Raw genomic sequence first — 15095 nt, 5'->3', positions numbered from 1 at the left:
GTACGGCTAGCCACTTGCGGATGCGAGCGCCTCTCGATTCCCGCGATCGTGTGATGGTGCACAGCTATGCCGGTATGAAAAGCATTCTCCGCAAACGTATTTTGTCGCTGCTCCTCGTCGCGGCGGTGCTGTCGGTCAACGCCTGCTCCGCCGCTTCGCGCGAGGACGCCAAGATCGCGCTCGGTGCGGCGTTCCGCACGTTCCACGTCTACGCCCAGTCGGGTACCGCTGCAGCATTCGTCGACTCATGGATCGCCACCTTCGGCGGTCACGCACAACCCCCGGTGAATGACATCGACCTGACGCCCTACCCGAGTAAGGCGACCGCGATCATGTTGTCGTCGCCGGTAGCCGCTCTCTCGGTGTACGAGTTCAGCACGGGCATTCCGTATCCGTTCGGATCCGAGGTCTCCGGCTGGGGAGTCACCGACGTGGATCAGGCGGTTCAACAGGCCTCGGCCGCGCATGCCCATGTGCTGGTGGCCCCATTCGACGATCCGCTGGGGCGGGACGCGGTCATCCAGTTTCCCGCCGGCGCCGCGGTGCAGTTGTGGCACCTGTTCGAGTTGCCGCCGAATCTGTACCCACCGCTGACCACGAAGCCGGACCTCCGCATGTATGTACCGGAAAGCACCATGGACCAATTTCTGGTGTCATATCTGGCCTTCACCCAAGGCGAGAAGGTGTCTGACGACGCCACGGCAGACGGCGCGCAGATCGGTCTAGCGGGCAAAACCTATCACCGGGTGCTCGCCACATCGGATTACGGGAACACCGTCATCATCGGCACCGACGGTCAGTTGCCGTATCCGTTCGGTCGGGAGTCCGCGGGAATAGCTGTGGAGAGTGTCGCTGAAACGGTGGCGAAGGCGAAGGCGAAGGGGGCCACCGTGTTGTGGGGCCCGCACGCCGGGCCGGACGGGCACAGCGTGATCGTGCGGTTCCCTGGGGATTACGTGGTCGAGATCCACGACGACCAGATGCGGTGAGTTGCCAGCTCTTTCCGAATTCCGTTGCCAAAGAACAACATCCACACAGGAGATGCGTCAGATGGCCAGTCCCGACCTGAAGGACAGCGAGATCTCGTCTGTCATCGCCAAGGAAGACGCGGTATTGCTGCTGATCGACCATCAACCCCAGATGCTGTTCGGGGCTCGCAGTGCGACGGACCCGCAGAGCCTGGTGAACAACGTGACAACGCTGGCCAAGCTGGGCCGGCTGTTCGAGATCCCGACCATCCTGACTTCCATCGCCGCCGAATCCTTCGGCGGGCAACTGATTCCCGAGCTGCGCGAGGTCTTTCCGGGCCACCATGTCATCGACCGCACCTTCATCAATGCCTGGCAGGACGGCCGTATCCGGGACGCCGTCGCTGCTACCGGTCGGACGAAGCTGATCATCGCCGGACTCTGGACCGAGGTGTGCTTGACCCTGCCGGCGCTGTCCGCCAAGGAGCAAGGCGTCGACGTCTACGCGGTGGTGGACGCGTCCGCCGGCTCCTCCCAGGCTGCTCACGATGCGGCCGTCCAGCGGATGATCCTGGCCGGCGTCGCGCCGGTTTCGGTCGCTCAGCTGCTCTCCGAGTTCCAGCGTGACTGGGCGCGCGAGGAAACTTATGGCCCACTCAACGAGATCATCACGCAACACATGGGTGCCTGGGGACAGGGCGTGACCTACGTCAGGGAGTTGCCCAGACCGCCGCGGTGAGCTGCGATCAGCACGCCGCTCAGATCATCGACGTCCGGGGGATCTTCATCCCCAGCGCCAGCGCACCGGCCAACTCGCGGCTGGTGTCGTAGTCGAACACCACATGGCCGGACAGGACGTCGACGTCGCGCTTGAAGCGTTGCAGGGGGCTGGACAGGAAATGGATGCTCGCGCCGCCGGCGCCCAGTAGGTCGGCGATGACGGCCTTCGACTCGCTGACGATGTGCGCCGCCGACAGCCGCGCCTGCGCGCGCACCGGTTTGTCGACCGGGTCGCCGGACGCCACGACCGCTTCGATCTCGCCGACGGTGTCGGCCAGCAGAGCCCGCAACGCGCGCACCCGTACCTGAGCCCCGGCCAGGTGGGCCTGAGCGATCGGCTTGTCCTTCTGTATGACGCCTTCGTAGGGCAGTACGCGTTCGCCCAGGCGCTGCGCGTAGATCTCGGTGACCCGCTCGGCACTGCCCAGTGCCGGCATCGCGGCCAACAGGGCCAGTGCGGGCACCATCGGCCAGCGGTAGGCGGAGCCGTCGTGCAGTCCGGCACCCGGAGCCGTTCCGGAATAGATGTCGAGCACCTTCACCAACCGGTGCTCGGGCACGAAGACGTCGGAGGCGATGGCGTCGTTGGACCCGGTGGCTCGCATGCCGTCGGTGTGCCACACATCGGCCACCGTCACGTCGCTGATCGGCAGCAGCGCCAGCGCCGGGTACAGCCCGTCGTCGGGGCCGCACAACGCCGCGACGATGATCCAGTTCCCGTGCATGACGCCGGTGGCCCAGGACCACCTGCCGGTCAGGCGAATGCCTCCGTCGACCGGTAGTCCCCGCCCGGTCGGCGCCAACGGGGCCGGAGCAAGGAACGGTCTGCTGGCGAACGCCTCCTCCTGGGCCTGCTCACCGAACAGCGACAGCATCCAGTTGTGCAGGGCCAGGAAGCCGATCGTCCAGGCGCTCGAGGTGCAGCCGTGGGCCATCCGGCGTACGGGGTCCAGGATCTGCGGGAAATCTCCCTGCCGACCGCCAAACCGCGCGGGTACCAACAGTTCGGTGAAACCGGAGTCGACAAGCTCGGCCACCGTCGCATCGGGAAGCCGGCGCAACTCCTCGGCCTCAGCGGCCCGCTCGGCCAGGCGGGCGACGAATTCGGCGGTGATGGAGCGGTCGGTGGTGAGGGGGGAGGTCATGTGCCGAAAGTTACCATACTTTTTAGTATGGTCAGGTTTCGGCCCGAGTGAGGGCGTGTGCAGGCAATTTGGAATACCGGTTGGCGACGATCGGATAACCCTCCGGACACCGGTTGTGAACGGATAAGCATCGGTGTTCATCGAGCGCCGCCGGTGCGGTCCGGGGGAGGAACGCGTTTTTGCAGGTAGATCGCCTTCCGATGGGCGCGAGATAAAGCCGAATTCACTTTTCTGAATCCGTAGATATGCAGTTCGTTGGCGCGCCGCGGGTTTTCCCTCGTCGTGGACGCGTGATTTACTCAAGGCGCAACAACTGAATTCTTCGGTCCGCTCATCAGAGGCACCGGCTCGGACGAGCGGGCGTGACAGTGCAACGACGACTCGGTCGTTGCCATGTCGCTTGGCGACGCTGATCGCCGACCGCGCAAATGGCGTAATGACCGGAAGACGGATGGATTCGCAGTATGACCTTCATTGACAAGATTCGTGGCCATTGGGCCCGCCGCATGACGGTGGCGGCCGTGGCAGCTCTGTTGCTGCCTGGCTTGATCGGCGTTGCCGGCGGATCGGCAACCGCTGGGGCCTTCTCCCGCCCGGGCCTGCCGGTTGAGTACCTGATGGTCCCGTCGCCGTCGATGGGCCGCGACATCAAGATTCAGTTCCAGAGCGGTGGGCCGGGTTCGCACGCGGTGTACCTGCTCGACGGCCTGCGCGCTCAGGACGACTTCAACGGCTGGGACATCAACACCAACGCGTTCGAGATGTTCCTCGACAGCGGCCTGTCGGTTGTCATGCCCGTCGGTGGCCAGTCGAGCTTCTACTCCGACTGGTACAACCAGGCCTGCGGTAAGGCCGGTTGCACCACGTACAAGTGGGAGACCTTCCTGACCAGCGAGCTGCCGCAGTGGCTGGCCGCCAACCGCGATGTCGCCGCGACCGGTAACGCCGCGATCGGCCTGTCGATGGCCGGCTCCGCCGCGCTGATTCTGGCGACGTACCACCCTGACCGGTTCATCTACGCCGGTTCGATGTCGGGCTTCCTGAACCCCTCCGAGGGCTGGTGGCCGTTCCTGATCAACATCTCCATGGGTGACGCCGGCGGCTACAAGGCCAACGACATGTGGGGCCCGACCGAGGACCCGAACAGCGCCTGGAAGCGCAACGACCCGATGGTGCAGATCCCCACGCTGGTGGCCAACAACACCCGCCTCTGGATCTACTGCGGCAACGGCCAGCCCAACGAGCTCGGCGGCGGCGATCTGCCCGCCACCTTCCTCGAAGGCCTGACCATCCGCACCAACCGGACGTTCCAGGACAACTACATCGCCGCAGGCGGTACCAACGGTGTGTTCAACTTCCCGGATTCCGGTACCCACAACTGGGCCTACTGGGGTCAGCAGTTGCAGGCCATGGTTCCGGACCTGCAGCGGGTGCTCGGCTAACCAGCCCCGCGAACAGACACAGAACTGCCCCAAATCTTCGGATTTGGGGCAGTTTTGTATCTGGCGGGAGAAGGTATCTGGCGGGCGAAGTGTCAGAAGCCTCCGGCGACCCTCACCACCGCGCGTCCCGAGTAGCGGCCGGCCCGGACCTCGTCGAGCACCGCGACGACGTCCTTGGCGTCGACCTCGTGGGTGACCTCGTCGAGATGGTGAGGTTTGAGCTCACCGCCCAACTGCTGCCACAGCTCGCGTCGCGGTCCGATGGGCATCTGTACCGAGTCGATTCCCAGCAGGGATACGCCGCGCAGGATGAACGGCATGACCGTGGTGTTCAGTGCCGTACCGCCGGTCAGCCCGCTGGCCGCCACCGCGCCGCCGTACTGCAGACTGCTCAGCACGTCGGCAAGTGTGGCGCCGCCGACACAGTCCACGGCCCCGGCCCACCGCGTCTTGCCCAGTGGCCGGGGTTTGGCCTCGGGATCGGCCGGGAGGCGGCCGATGACGTCGGATGCGCCCAGGGCACGGAGATGATCGGCCTGATCGGATTTTCCGGTCGACGCCACCACCTGGTAGCCGGCAGCTGCCAGCAGGTCCACGCTGACCGACCCGACGCCGCCGGTCGCTCCGGTCACCACGACCGGACCGTCCTGGGGTGCGACGCCGTGCCGGGTAAGGGCCTGCACGCTCATCGCAGCGGTGAATCCGGCGGTGCCGATCGCTGCGCCTTCACGCGGTGTCAGCGGGCCCAGTGCCACCACTTGATCGGCCGGTAGCCGGGCGTACTCGGCGTAGCCGCCATGATGACCGGTGCCGATCTGATACCCGTGGGCCAGCACCAGATCGCCGGGCGCGAAGTCGGGGGACGCCGAGGCGACCACCTCGCCGGTGAGGTCGATACCCGGGACGATCGGATAGTCGCGCACCACACCGCCCTTGGGGGTCAGTGCGAGCGCGTCTTTGAAGTTGACGCTGCTGTACTGCACCCGGATGGTGACCTCGCCGTCCGGCAGGTCGGATGCCTGCAGCGTCTCGACCGCCGCCTCGATACGGTCGTCTTCCTGCCGCGCGACGAGCGCTTGGAATGTGTCCATGACGTCACCCTAGTTGGCCGAGCAGACGCAAAACTGCCCAAAACCAGGCGGTTTTGGGCAGTTTGCGGCTGCTCGGCGGAAGCGGAAGCGCTACTTCAGCTCGGCCGAGGACAGGCCCAGCAGGCGGCGGGCTACCACCAGCTGCTGGATTTGCTGCGTGCCCTCGAAGATGTCGAGGATCTTGGAGTCGCGGGCCCACTTCTCCAGCAGGGTCTGCTCGGAATAGCCCACGGTTCCGGCCATTTCGACGGCCTTGAGGGTGATGTCGCTGGCCACCCGGGCGGCCTTGGCCTTACCCATCGAGGCTTCCTTGGAGTTGGGGATGCTGTTGTCGGCCTGCCATGCGGAGCGGACGGTCAACAGGTACCCGGCCTCCCAGTCGGCCTCCATCCGCAGGAACTCCGCGGCGGGGGCACTCTGCGCGTGGGCCGGCTTGTCGTAGGAGATCTCGATGCCGGCGTCGGTGAGAATCGCGCGCAGATCCTCCAAGGCGGCGCGGGCGATGCCGACCGCCATGGCCGCCACGATCGGCCGGGTGTTGTCGAAGGTCTCCATGACCCCGGCAAAACCCTTCTCCACGTGGATCTCTGGATCGCCCAGCAAGTTGTCCTTGGGGATGCGGGCGTTCTCGAAGCGGATGACCGCGGTGTCGGAGGCCTTGATGCCGAGCTTGTGTTCCAGGCGCTCGACGGTCACCCCGGGATGCTCGCGCGGCACGATGAACGACTTGATCGCCGCGCGGCCGAGGGACTTGTCCAGGGTCGCCCACACCACGATGTGGGTGGCCCGCGAACCTGCCGTGACGAAGATCTTCTCGCCGTTGATCACGTACTCGTCGCCGTCGAGCACCGCGGTGGTGGTGACGGCCGCCGAGTCGGAGCCGAACCCGGGCTCGGTGATGGCCATCGCGGCCCACACGTCCTTGCCGAGGCGCTCGAGCTGCTCGGGTGTGGCCACCGAGGAGATGGCGGCGTTGCCCAGGCCCTGCCGCGGCACCGAGAGCAGCAGGGCGACATCGCCCCAGCTGATCTCCAGAGCGTTGAGCAGCGCAGACATGTTGGCGCCGTTGACGGTGACCTTCTCGCCCTTGGTGTTGGCGTCGTCACGGAACGCCTCGGCGCCGGCGAACGAGATGGTCTTGGCGCTCGAGATGCCTTCGAACAGCGTGGCCAGGGTGTCCAGCTCGACCGGATAGGCGTGCTCGGCGAGGTCGTACTTGCGCGAGATCGGGCGAAGCATCTCGGCGGCGCCCTGGTGGCCCTTCTCGATGACCGCCTGGAGCTTGCGGGGCATTTCCAGATTGATTGCCATGATTAGTCTTTCGGTTCAAATACGCGGAACGATGGCTGGACTAGATCACCACGACACCCTCGGCGACGCCGATGGCCCGCAGATCGCGGTACCAGCGCTCGACCGGATGTTCCTTGGTGTAACCGTGACCGCCCAGCAGCTGCACGCCGTCCAGACCGATCTGCATGCCCTTGTCGGTGCCGAGCTTGCGGGCCAATGCCGCCTCGCGCGCGAATGACAGGCCCTGCTCGGCGCGGGCGGCACCGCGCCAGGTGATCAGCCGCAGGCCGTCGAGCTCGATGGCGATGTTGGCCGTCATGAACGCCACCGACTGGCGGTGGGCGATCGGCTCGCCGAAGGCCTGGCGTTCCTTGATGTAGGGGATGACGTAGTCGAGCACCGCGTGCGAGGTGCCGACGGCCAGCGCGGCCCAGCCCAGCCGGGACAGCGCGATCGCCTCGCTGTAGTCCTGGTCGGTGGCACCGTCCTCACCCAGGAGGTTGCTCAGCGGCACGGCCACGTTGTCGAGTTCGACCTGGCCCAGTGCCGCGGCACGGATACCCATGCTCGGATCGGCCTTGACCGTGAGGCCCGGTGACGCGGCCTCGACGATGAACAATGCCGGCTTGCCGTTCAATTGTGCTGCCACGATGAAGATTTCGGCATCGGCGGCCGCCGGTACCAGAGACTTGACGCCGGACAGGCGGTAGCCGCTGGGGGTGCGCACCGCGGTCGTCTTGAGTGCGGTGGGGTCGAACAGGGCGTGCGGTTCGGCGATCGCGACGCAGGCTTGCGGCACGTTCTCGCCGGCGAACTCTTTGAGATAGGTGGCCTGCTGATCGGCGCTACCCCAGTGGGTCAGCGCCGCGGCGACACCGCCGGGTGCCAGGATCGGCAGGGCCAGGCCCATGTCGCCGTAGGCCAGGGCCTCGGCGACGAGCGCGTTGGTCACGGTGCTGCGGTGCTCGGCGATGCCGTCGAAGTCCTCGGGCACATTCACGGCGGTGATGCCCAGTTCGGCGGCCTTGGCGATCAGATCCGCGGGGTAGGTCGCTGCCTCGTCGGCGTCATGCGCGGCCGGACGCAGGATCTCCTCGGCGAACTCCCGGACCGTCTCGACGATCATCTGCTGGTCTTCGTCGGGGGTCAGGTCGAAGTAATCGGCGCCGCTGGCCTTGAGTCGGGTGGGCGCCTTGCCCAGGCCCTGGATGCGCTGAAACTGGCGGGTGGCTGCACCGGCGGTCGAAAAGACCTGCTTCACACCGTATTTCAGGCTGCGGTTGAGCGGATCGCGCAGGCCGTATCGGTCCAGGAACTCCTGGCCGACGATGGGCGTGATCAGCGCCAACCCGATGTCGGTCGCTGTCCGCTTGTGCTTGTGCAGTCCGACCGCGCTTTGCCGGCCGGAGCTGGAGGGACGGGAGGGGGTGCCGTTCTTGGACGGCAGGGTGTTGGTCATGTCAGCTGCCTCTGTTGGTCGTGGCGACGCATCTGACCGTATCTTACTCCGGAGTAAGGTAGGGCATCTGTTACCAACTTCACACCGTCTGCGGTCCGGCTTCCGCGGCCGAGAGCTGGTCGTGCCGCTCGCGGTTCGAGTGCACCTCGTCCATGTGGGCCTCGGCCCAGGATTTGATTCCGATCATCAGACGGTGCAGGGAAAGGCCCAGTTCAGTCAGCTCGTAGGTGACCGTGACAGGCACGGTCGGCGTCACGGTCCGGGTGAGTAATCCATCGCGTTCGAGGGATCGCAGGGTCTGGGTGAGCATCTTCTGGCTTACCCCGGCCAGGCGGCGGGACAGCTCGGAGTAGCGCATCGGACGCGGTTGGCCCGCATCGCCGATTCCGGGCTGCGGGCCGTCGCCCCCGAGTGCGGCCAGGATCAGCGCGACCCACTTGTCGCTGATCCGGTCGAGCAGTTGGCGGCTGGGGCAGTTCGCCAGGAAGGCGTCGTATTCCAGCTTTGCTCGCGCCCGTTTCTGGGCCGCGGTCGTCGTCGGCATGTCGGGCTCCGTTCGTCCGTGGTGAGTTACGCACCTTGAAGTGCCTACTTCCCATTAGAGAGCTACCACTCCATCGTGGAGTAGGCAAGCATTCCGCCACAAGATGTTCAGGAGTGAATTTTCATGTCTGTTCCCACGTTTCGCGCCGCCGTCGTCCGCACGCCCAGCGGGCCCGACTCGATCGAGATCATCGACGTCCCGGTGGCTGAGCCAGGCCCCGGCCAGGTCCGGATGGCGATCGCGGCCGCGGCGGTCAATCCGGTCGACCTCGGTGTGGCCGCCGGTGTGTTCCACGATCTCGGACTGGTCGACCAGCCGCATTGGACGGGGCTCGGCTGGGATTTTGCGGGCACAGTGGAGGCCACGGGCCCCGGCGTGGACCTCGTCGTGGGTTCACGGGTCGCCGGGGTGGTCGACGGATTCGACCGCGACTACGGCACCTATGCCGAGCGTTTGCTCGTGCCCGCCGCCGATGTTGCTGTCGTGCCCGACGGGCTGGACTTGATCGCGGCAGCGACGGTGCCGCTCAACGGATTAGCCGCAGCACAGATCCTCGATCTTCTCGGCGACGCCCCCGCCGAGGGGCGCCGGCTCCTGGTCACCGGCGCCGCCGGAGCGGTCGGGGGTTATCTCCTGGTGCTGGGCCAGGAGCGCGGCTGGCAGGTGACCGGTCTGGCCCGCGAACAGGACGAGGAGTTCGTCCGCGGGCTCGGAGCCGACTTCACGACCCACGCCGAATCGGGGTGGGACGCGGTCGCCGATGCCGGTGCGATGCAGCTGGCAGCGCTGGCGCTGGTCCGCGACGGCGGGCTGTTCGTCGGGGTGCAACCCAGCGCCCAGCCACCGAGTGAACGCGGCATCACCGTCGCCGCCGTGGTGGCCCACCCCGACGGTGTACGGCTGGCCGACCTTCTCGCCCGCACGGTGTCCGGGCAGTTGCCGGCCCGGGTGCATGCCGTGCTGCCGTTGGATCAGGTGGCCGATGCACACCGGGGGCTTGCCAAAGGCGGGATACGTGGCCGGTACGTGCTCCGCCCGTGAACTACGTGAACTACCGGCCGCCGAGCCGGGTCAGCACCGCGTCGTGCAGCAAGCCGTTGGTGGCCAGCGCGCTACCTCCATGCGCCCCTGGGGCGCCGTCGATGCTGGTGAACCTGCCGCCGGCCTCACGGATGAGGATGTCGAGGGGAGCGATGTCCCACAGCTTCACCTCGGGTTCGCAGGCGATGTCGACGGCCCCTTCGGCGACCATGCAGTACGACCAGAAGTCACCGTAGGCGCGCACCCGCCAGACCGCGTCGGTGAGTTCGACGAACCGGCCGCGTCGGTCCTCCCACCCGGTCGTCAGGTCCGAGTACGACAGGCTGGCCGACGCGAGCTCGGCAACCCCCGACACCGAAAGTCTGCGAGTCGCACCCGCGAACGAGCCGAATGCCCCCTGGCCCAGCCCGGCCCACCAACGGCGCGCCAACGCCGGTGCGCTGACCACGCCGACGGTCGGGACGCCGTCTTCGAGCAACGCGATCAACGTGCACCACACCGGCACGCCGCGGACGAAGTTCTTGGTCCCGTCTATCGGATCGATCACCCATTGGCGGCCGGTCAATGTCGTTGTGCCACCGAACTCTTCACCGAACACCGTGTCGGCCGGGCGGGCCGCGGCCAGTGCGGCCCGCAACGATTCCTCGGCGCCGCGATCAGCGTCGGTGACCGGAGTCAGGTCTGGCTTGGTCTCGATGCGCAGATCCAGGGCGCCGAAGCGGTCCATGGTCAAGGAGTCGGCCTTGTCGGCCAACTCAAGGGCCAGCGTCAAGTCATCTGCGACGGTGCTCATGCCTGAAGTCCTACCATGGCCTGGTGTGGGAAATCGGCATGCTCCTGTTGATCGTGGGCGCACTCGTGGTGCTGGTGGCGCCGTGGATCATGCGGCGGCGGGGGATTCGGGGTGAACTGGCGCACGGCACGTTGCTCGTGACCGGGGTGAGCCCGCGACCCGATGTGGAGGGCGAGCAGTACGTCACGATCACCGGCGTCATCACCGGACCCACCGTCACCGAACATGTCGTGTATCAGCGCATGGCCGTCGACGTGAACGAGTGGCCGACCATGGGCGCGCTCCTACCGGTCGTCTACTCGCCGGGAAACCCGGACAAGTGGGCCTTCGCGCCTGCGGAGCCGCCGCCGGCCTGATCAGAGGGTGCCGATCAGGTGTGGGCGATGCGAAGCAGTTCGGCCACACTGGCCAGCTTCACCCGTGGCCGTCCCAACGGCTCACCGGCGGCGCGCTCATGCGCGTCGATCAGCTGCCAGTGTTCACCGGTGACGAGCTTGGGCTGGTGTTCCAGCAGCCATTCGGCGAGGGCGGTTGCGTAATCCGCACCGCGCTCGTCGACGCCGCGCGCACGTAGGTCGTCGAGCAGGGTGTCCACGGTGTCCTGCGAGTCTTTCTTGTTGCTGCCGATCACACCGGACGGTCCCCGCTTGATCCAGCCCACGACATATTCGTTGCGGCTGCCGTCGATACGTCCCGCGGTATGCGGAATCGTGCCCGAGCGTTCGTCGAACGGCAGTCCTGGTGTCGCCACGCCCCGGTAGCCGACCGCACGCACCACCAGCTGGACGGGCAGTTCTTCGCGATCGCCGGTGTCCTTGGCCACCACCCGGCCGTCGGCGTCGCGGACGAGTTCGTTGCGGCCCAGCACAATCGACTCGACACGATCCTCGCCGTGCAATTCGATGGGGGAGGTGCAGAAGCGGAAAATAATGCGGCGCTTGGTTTCTCGCGGTTGCTGGTCGATGTACTTGCGTAACACCTTGATGTTCTGTTTGACGGTTTTGCCCGCCGCCTCCAGATCTTCGTCGGTGATGCCGTCGAAATCGGCGGGATCGAGGATGACGTCCACGTCACCCAGCGCCTCAAGGTCGCCCAGCTCGCGCAATTCCAGTGTGGTGAACGTGGCCTGCAACGGTCCGCGACGCCCGATCACGACGACCTCTTCGACTCCGCGGGTGTCCAGCGAGGCCAGGGCGTGGTCGGCGATATCGGTGTTGGCGAGGGCCTGGGGGTCGCTGACCAGGATGCGGGCCACGTCCAGTGCGACGTTGCCATTGCCGACCACCACCGCGCGGCCACCCGCCAAATCGGGTGCCATGCCGTCGAAATGGGGATGGGCGTTGTACCAGCCGACGAAATCCACTGCGGCCACGCTGCCCGGCAACTCTTCGCCGGGAATGTGCAGGGCGCGGTCGGATTGCGCGCCGATGGCATAGACCACCGCGTCATAGCGTTCCGCCAACTCGGCAGGCGTGATGTGTTCGCCCACCTTGATGTTGCCGAAGAACCGGAACCGGGCGTCGGCCGCGGTCTTGTCGAACTGCGCGCTGATCGACTTGATCTTCGGATGGTCCGGCGCCACTCCCGAACGCACCAGCCCCCACGGGGTGGGCAGCATCTCGAGCATGTCGACGCGGACGTCGCGATCGGAGTCGGGCGAATCGGCGAACTTCAGCAACGATGCGGCAGCAAAGAATCCCGAGGGGCCGGAGCCGACGATCGCTACGTGATATGGGCGCATACCCTGCCTTCTTACGAGCGGAAAAGCCGTTACAGCCCGGCTCTTGGTGTGCTGGGCCGGGTACCAACCGACTCTAAACACAGATCGTCGGCGCTGCCGCGAGTCGGAGAGAACTGCCGCCGAAATGCCGCCGGGTACCCTGAATATCCGTGGATCCAGACCGTCAAGCCGCCGTAGCCTCACTCGACACCACCCTGACGACCGTGGAGCGGGTGCTCGACATCGATGGCCTGCGTCAGCGGATCGACATGCTCGAGCAGCAGGCCTCCGATCCGAACCTCTGGGACGACCAGTCGCGGGCGCAGAAAGTCACCAGTGAGCTCTCGCACGCGCAGAACGAGCTGCGCCGGGTGCAGGAGCTGCGGCAGCGCGTCGACGACCTGCCGGTGCTGTTCGAACTCGCGTTTGAGGAAGCCGGGGCAGAGGCTGACGATGCGGTCGCCGAGGCCGATGCCGAGCTCGCCAACCTTCGCGAAGACATCGAGACCCTCGAGGTCCGCACCCTGCTCTCGGGTGAGTACGACGAGCGCGAAGCCGTGGTGACGATCCGCTCCGGTGCCGGCGGCGTCGACGCCGCGGATTGGGCCGAGATGCTGCTGCGGATGTACACCCGGTGGGCCGAGAAGCACGACTACCCGGTCGAGGTGTTCGACACCTCCTACGCCGAGGAGGCGGGGATCAAGAGCGCCACGTTCGCCGTGCACGCCCCCTTCGCCTACGGCACCCTCTCGGTGGAACAAGGCACCCACCGGTTGGTGCGCATCAGCCCGTTCGACAACCAGAGCCGGCGTCAGACGTCGTTCGCCGATGTCGAGGTGCTGCCGGTGGTGGAGACGACCGACCACATCGAGATCCCGGAAGGGGACCTGCGCGTGGACGTGTACCGCTCTAGCGGTCCCGGCGGGCAGTCGGTGAACACCACCGACTCCGCGGTCCGGCTCACCCACATCCCGACCGGAATCGTGGTGACCTGTCAGAACGAGAAGTCCCAGCTGCAGAACAAGGTCGCGGCGATGCGGGTTCTGCAGGCCCGGCTGCTGGAACGCAAACGCCTGGAGGAGCGCGCGGAGATGGATGCGCTCAAGGGGGACGGCGGCAGCTCGTGGGGCAACCAGATGCGGTCCTATGTTTTGCACCCCTACCAGATGGTGAAAGACCTGCGCACGGAGTACGAGGTCGGCAATCCGGCCACGGTGCTGGACGGAGACATCGACGGATTCCTGGAAGCGGGTATCAGATGGCGCAACAGAAAAGATGAAGACGACTAACACGCTGATGGCCCTGTCACTCGCCGACCGCTGGCACGATTTTTGGCACGGCGAGATGGGCGTGTGGATCCTCACCACGGGCCTGCGGATCGCACTGCTGCTCATCGGCGGTCTGCTCGCGGCCCGCTTCATCAACTGGGCCGCGCAACGCGTGGTGCGCCGCATCGACGCGGAATATCAGGAAAGCGACGCACTGGTGCGCTCGGAGAGTGCCAAGCACCGGCAGGCGGTCGCCTCGGTGATCTCGTGGGTCTCGGTGGCGCTGTTGTTCGTCATCGTGCTCGTCGAGGTCACTGATGCGCTCGAGGTGCCGATCGCCTCCCTGGTCGCCCCGGCGGCGGTGCTCGGTGCCGCCCTGGGTTTCGGTGCGCAGCGCATCGTGCAGGATCTGTTGGCCGGCTTCTTCATCATCACCGAAAAGCAGTACGGCTTCGGGGATCTGGTCCGACTGACCATCGGTGCCAGCAACGAGGCCGAGGGCACGGTCGAGGACGTGACGTTGCGGGTCACCAAGCTGAGGTCTTCCGAAGGCGAGATGTACACGGTGCCCAACGGGCAGATCGTCAAGGCGCTGAACCTGTCGAAGGACTGGGCACGCGCGGTCGTCGACATCCCGGTGCCGGTGAGTGCTGACCTCAACCTCGTCAACGATGTACTCAACGAGGTCGCCGAGAAGGCGGCCGAAGATGGCGAGCTGTCGAAGCTGCTACTGGACAAGCCGCAGTTGATGGGCGTGGAGAGCATCGGCCTGGACACCGTGAACCTGCGGATGGTCGCACGCACTTTGCCGGGCAAACAGTTCGACGTGGGCAGGCGGCTGCGGGTACGGGTGGTGCGAGCGCTGCGCCGTGCCGGCGTGGTGACGTCGTCGGATGCCTCGGTCGCAGCGGCCGGAGACATCATTCACCCGACAGCGGTCGCCGAAACACAGGCCACGACCACGACCGCGGCACCGGCCGGCTCGGCACAGGAGCAGAAGAAGTGAAGCTGGACTTCACCCGGGTGACCGACGCCGCCGCCCGACTGTGGCGCAGCCGAGTGGGCCGGCTTCGTACCTCGACGGTGGTGTTGATCGCGGTGTTCATCGCGCTGGCGTGGGTGCAGCAGGAGTACGCGCCCAAACACACCGCGCCGCAGATGCCTGACACCCAGGTCGTGCCGCCCGGGTTCGTACCCGATCCCGAGTACACCTGGGTGCCGCGCACCAAGGTGCAGCCTCCGCGGACCACGACCCCGACCGAGACGCCGGAGACCACCGAAACCACAGTCCCGACCACCACGACGCCGACCGAGACTCCGGAGACCACCGGCACCGCCCCGCCGGGTGCGCCGACGAGTTCGACCACGCCGCCGCCTGGGGCGCCGAGTACGACGGTGTTTGATCCTGACGGTCCGGGGCTGCTGCCTCCCGTCACGTTGCCGGTGTCGCCCGGCCAGGCCCCGAGCCCCGCGCCCGAGCAGCCGCAACCCGGTCAGGAGTCGGTGGCGCCGACATTGCCGCGATAGCCTGACCTGCCGAATGCTTGCGCACCG

General features: G+C 66.5%; 15 protein-coding genes. 8 read left to right on the top strand and 7 right to left on the bottom strand.

Annotation, left to right across the window (positions count from 1 at the left end; all coding sequences use genetic code 11):
• Positions 1 to 20: 20 nt before the first annotated feature.
• Together BKG60_RS05935 and BKG60_RS05930 are read left to right on the top strand one after the other, a co-directional pair.
• Positions 21 to 989, top strand: coding sequence for a VOC family protein (locus tag BKG60_RS05935; protein WP_131827514.1), 969 nt, complete (start codon positions 21 to 23; stop codon positions 987 to 989).
• A 61-nt stretch (positions 990 to 1050) separates the two neighbouring features.
• Positions 1051 to 1707, top strand: a complete 657-nt coding sequence (locus BKG60_RS05930) for a hydrolase (protein WP_075909392.1) — start codon at positions 1051 to 1053, stop codon at positions 1705 to 1707.
• A 19-nt stretch (positions 1708 to 1726) separates the two neighbouring features.
• Here the strand turns inward: BKG60_RS05930 and BKG60_RS05925 are convergent, their stop codons facing one another.
• A complete protein-coding gene (locus tag BKG60_RS05925; RefSeq protein ID WP_075909358.1) occupies positions 1727 to 2893 on the bottom strand; it encodes an acyl-CoA dehydrogenase family protein in 1167 nt (388 codons plus the stop codon).
• 464 nt (positions 2894 to 3357) lie between these two features.
• Between BKG60_RS05925 and BKG60_RS05920 the strand changes: the two genes are divergently transcribed.
• Positions 3358 to 4335 (top strand): esterase family protein, encoded by a 978-nt coding sequence (locus BKG60_RS05920; RefSeq protein WP_070184640.1) that lies wholly within the window; start codon positions 3358 to 3360, stop codon positions 4333 to 4335.
• 92 nt (positions 4336 to 4427) lie between these two features.
• Here the strand turns inward: BKG60_RS05920 and BKG60_RS05915 are convergent, their stop codons facing one another.
• From BKG60_RS05915 to BKG60_RS05900, 4 genes are all read right to left on the bottom strand, one after another.
• Positions 4428 to 5426, bottom strand: a complete 999-nt coding sequence (locus BKG60_RS05915) for an oxidoreductase (protein ID WP_070184641.1) — start codon at positions 5424 to 5426, stop codon at positions 4428 to 4430.
• 90 nt (positions 5427 to 5516) lie between these two features.
• Complete coding sequence (locus BKG60_RS05910; RefSeq protein WP_070184642.1) at positions 5517 to 6737, bottom strand: acyl-CoA dehydrogenase family protein; 1221 nt, start codon at positions 6735 to 6737, stop codon at positions 5517 to 5519.
• A 40-nt stretch (positions 6738 to 6777) separates the two neighbouring features.
• Entirely contained in the window at positions 6778 to 8175 is a 1398-nt protein-coding gene (locus BKG60_RS05905; RefSeq protein WP_070184643.1) for an acyl-CoA dehydrogenase family protein, read from the bottom strand.
• A 79-nt stretch (positions 8176 to 8254) separates the two neighbouring features.
• Entirely contained in the window at positions 8255 to 8719 is a 465-nt protein-coding gene (locus tag BKG60_RS05900) for a winged helix-turn-helix transcriptional regulator (RefSeq protein WP_075909357.1), read from the bottom strand.
• 123 nt (positions 8720 to 8842) lie between these two features.
• On the opposite strand from BKG60_RS05900, the gene BKG60_RS05895 reads away from it, so the two are divergent.
• Positions 8843 to 9760, top strand: a complete 918-nt coding sequence (locus BKG60_RS05895) for an NADP-dependent oxidoreductase (RefSeq protein WP_075909356.1) — start codon at positions 8843 to 8845, stop codon at positions 9758 to 9760.
• Positions 9761 to 9770: 10 nt separating this feature from the next.
• Here the strand turns inward: BKG60_RS05895 and hisN are convergent, their stop codons facing one another.
• A complete protein-coding gene (hisN, locus tag BKG60_RS05890) occupies positions 9771 to 10553 on the bottom strand; it encodes a histidinol-phosphatase (RefSeq protein WP_075909355.1) in 783 nt (260 codons plus the stop codon).
• Positions 10554 to 10591: 38 nt separating this feature from the next.
• On the opposite strand from hisN, the gene BKG60_RS05885 reads away from it, so the two are divergent.
• Complete coding sequence (locus BKG60_RS05885) at positions 10592 to 10909, top strand: hypothetical protein (RefSeq protein ID WP_371726057.1); 318 nt, start codon at positions 10592 to 10594, stop codon at positions 10907 to 10909.
• A gap of 14 nt (positions 10910 to 10923) precedes the next feature.
• Here BKG60_RS05885 and BKG60_RS05880 read toward each other — a convergent pair whose 3' ends face one another.
• The gene (locus BKG60_RS05880; RefSeq protein ID WP_075909354.1) at positions 10924 to 12294 is read right to left on the bottom strand and encodes an FAD-dependent oxidoreductase; all 1371 of its coding nucleotides are present in this window, start codon (positions 12292 to 12294) and stop codon (positions 10924 to 10926) included.
• 149 nt (positions 12295 to 12443) lie between these two features.
• Here BKG60_RS05880 and prfB point away from each other — a divergent pair, with 149 nt between their 5' ends.
• The 3 genes from prfB to BKG60_RS05865 are packed head-to-tail and all read left to right on the top strand — an operon-like array spanning position 12444 to position 15068.
• Positions 12444 to 13562: a peptide chain release factor 2 gene (gene prfB, locus BKG60_RS05875; protein ID WP_070184649.1), complete on the top strand. Its 1119-nt coding sequence runs from the start codon at positions 12444 to 12446 to the stop codon at positions 13560 to 13562.
• The gene (locus BKG60_RS05870) at positions 13549 to 14547 is read left to right on the top strand and encodes a mechanosensitive ion channel family protein (protein WP_075909353.1); all 999 of its coding nucleotides are present in this window, start codon (positions 13549 to 13551) and stop codon (positions 14545 to 14547) included. The genes prfB and BKG60_RS05870 overlap by 14 nt, the downstream gene beginning before the upstream one ends.
• Positions 14544 to 15068, top strand: a complete 525-nt coding sequence (locus tag BKG60_RS05865) for an Rv3103c family proline-rich protein (RefSeq protein WP_070944458.1) — start codon at positions 14544 to 14546, stop codon at positions 15066 to 15068. The genes BKG60_RS05870 and BKG60_RS05865 overlap by 4 nt, the downstream gene beginning before the upstream one ends.
• Positions 15069 to 15095: the final 27 nt, after the last annotated feature.

This window comes from Mycobacterium syngnathidarum (assembly GCF_001942625.1).
Classification (GTDB): domain Bacteria; phylum Actinomycetota; class Actinomycetes; order Mycobacteriales; family Mycobacteriaceae; genus Mycobacterium; species Mycobacterium syngnathidarum.
This window is presented reverse-complemented; position numbering and strand designations above follow the sequence as displayed.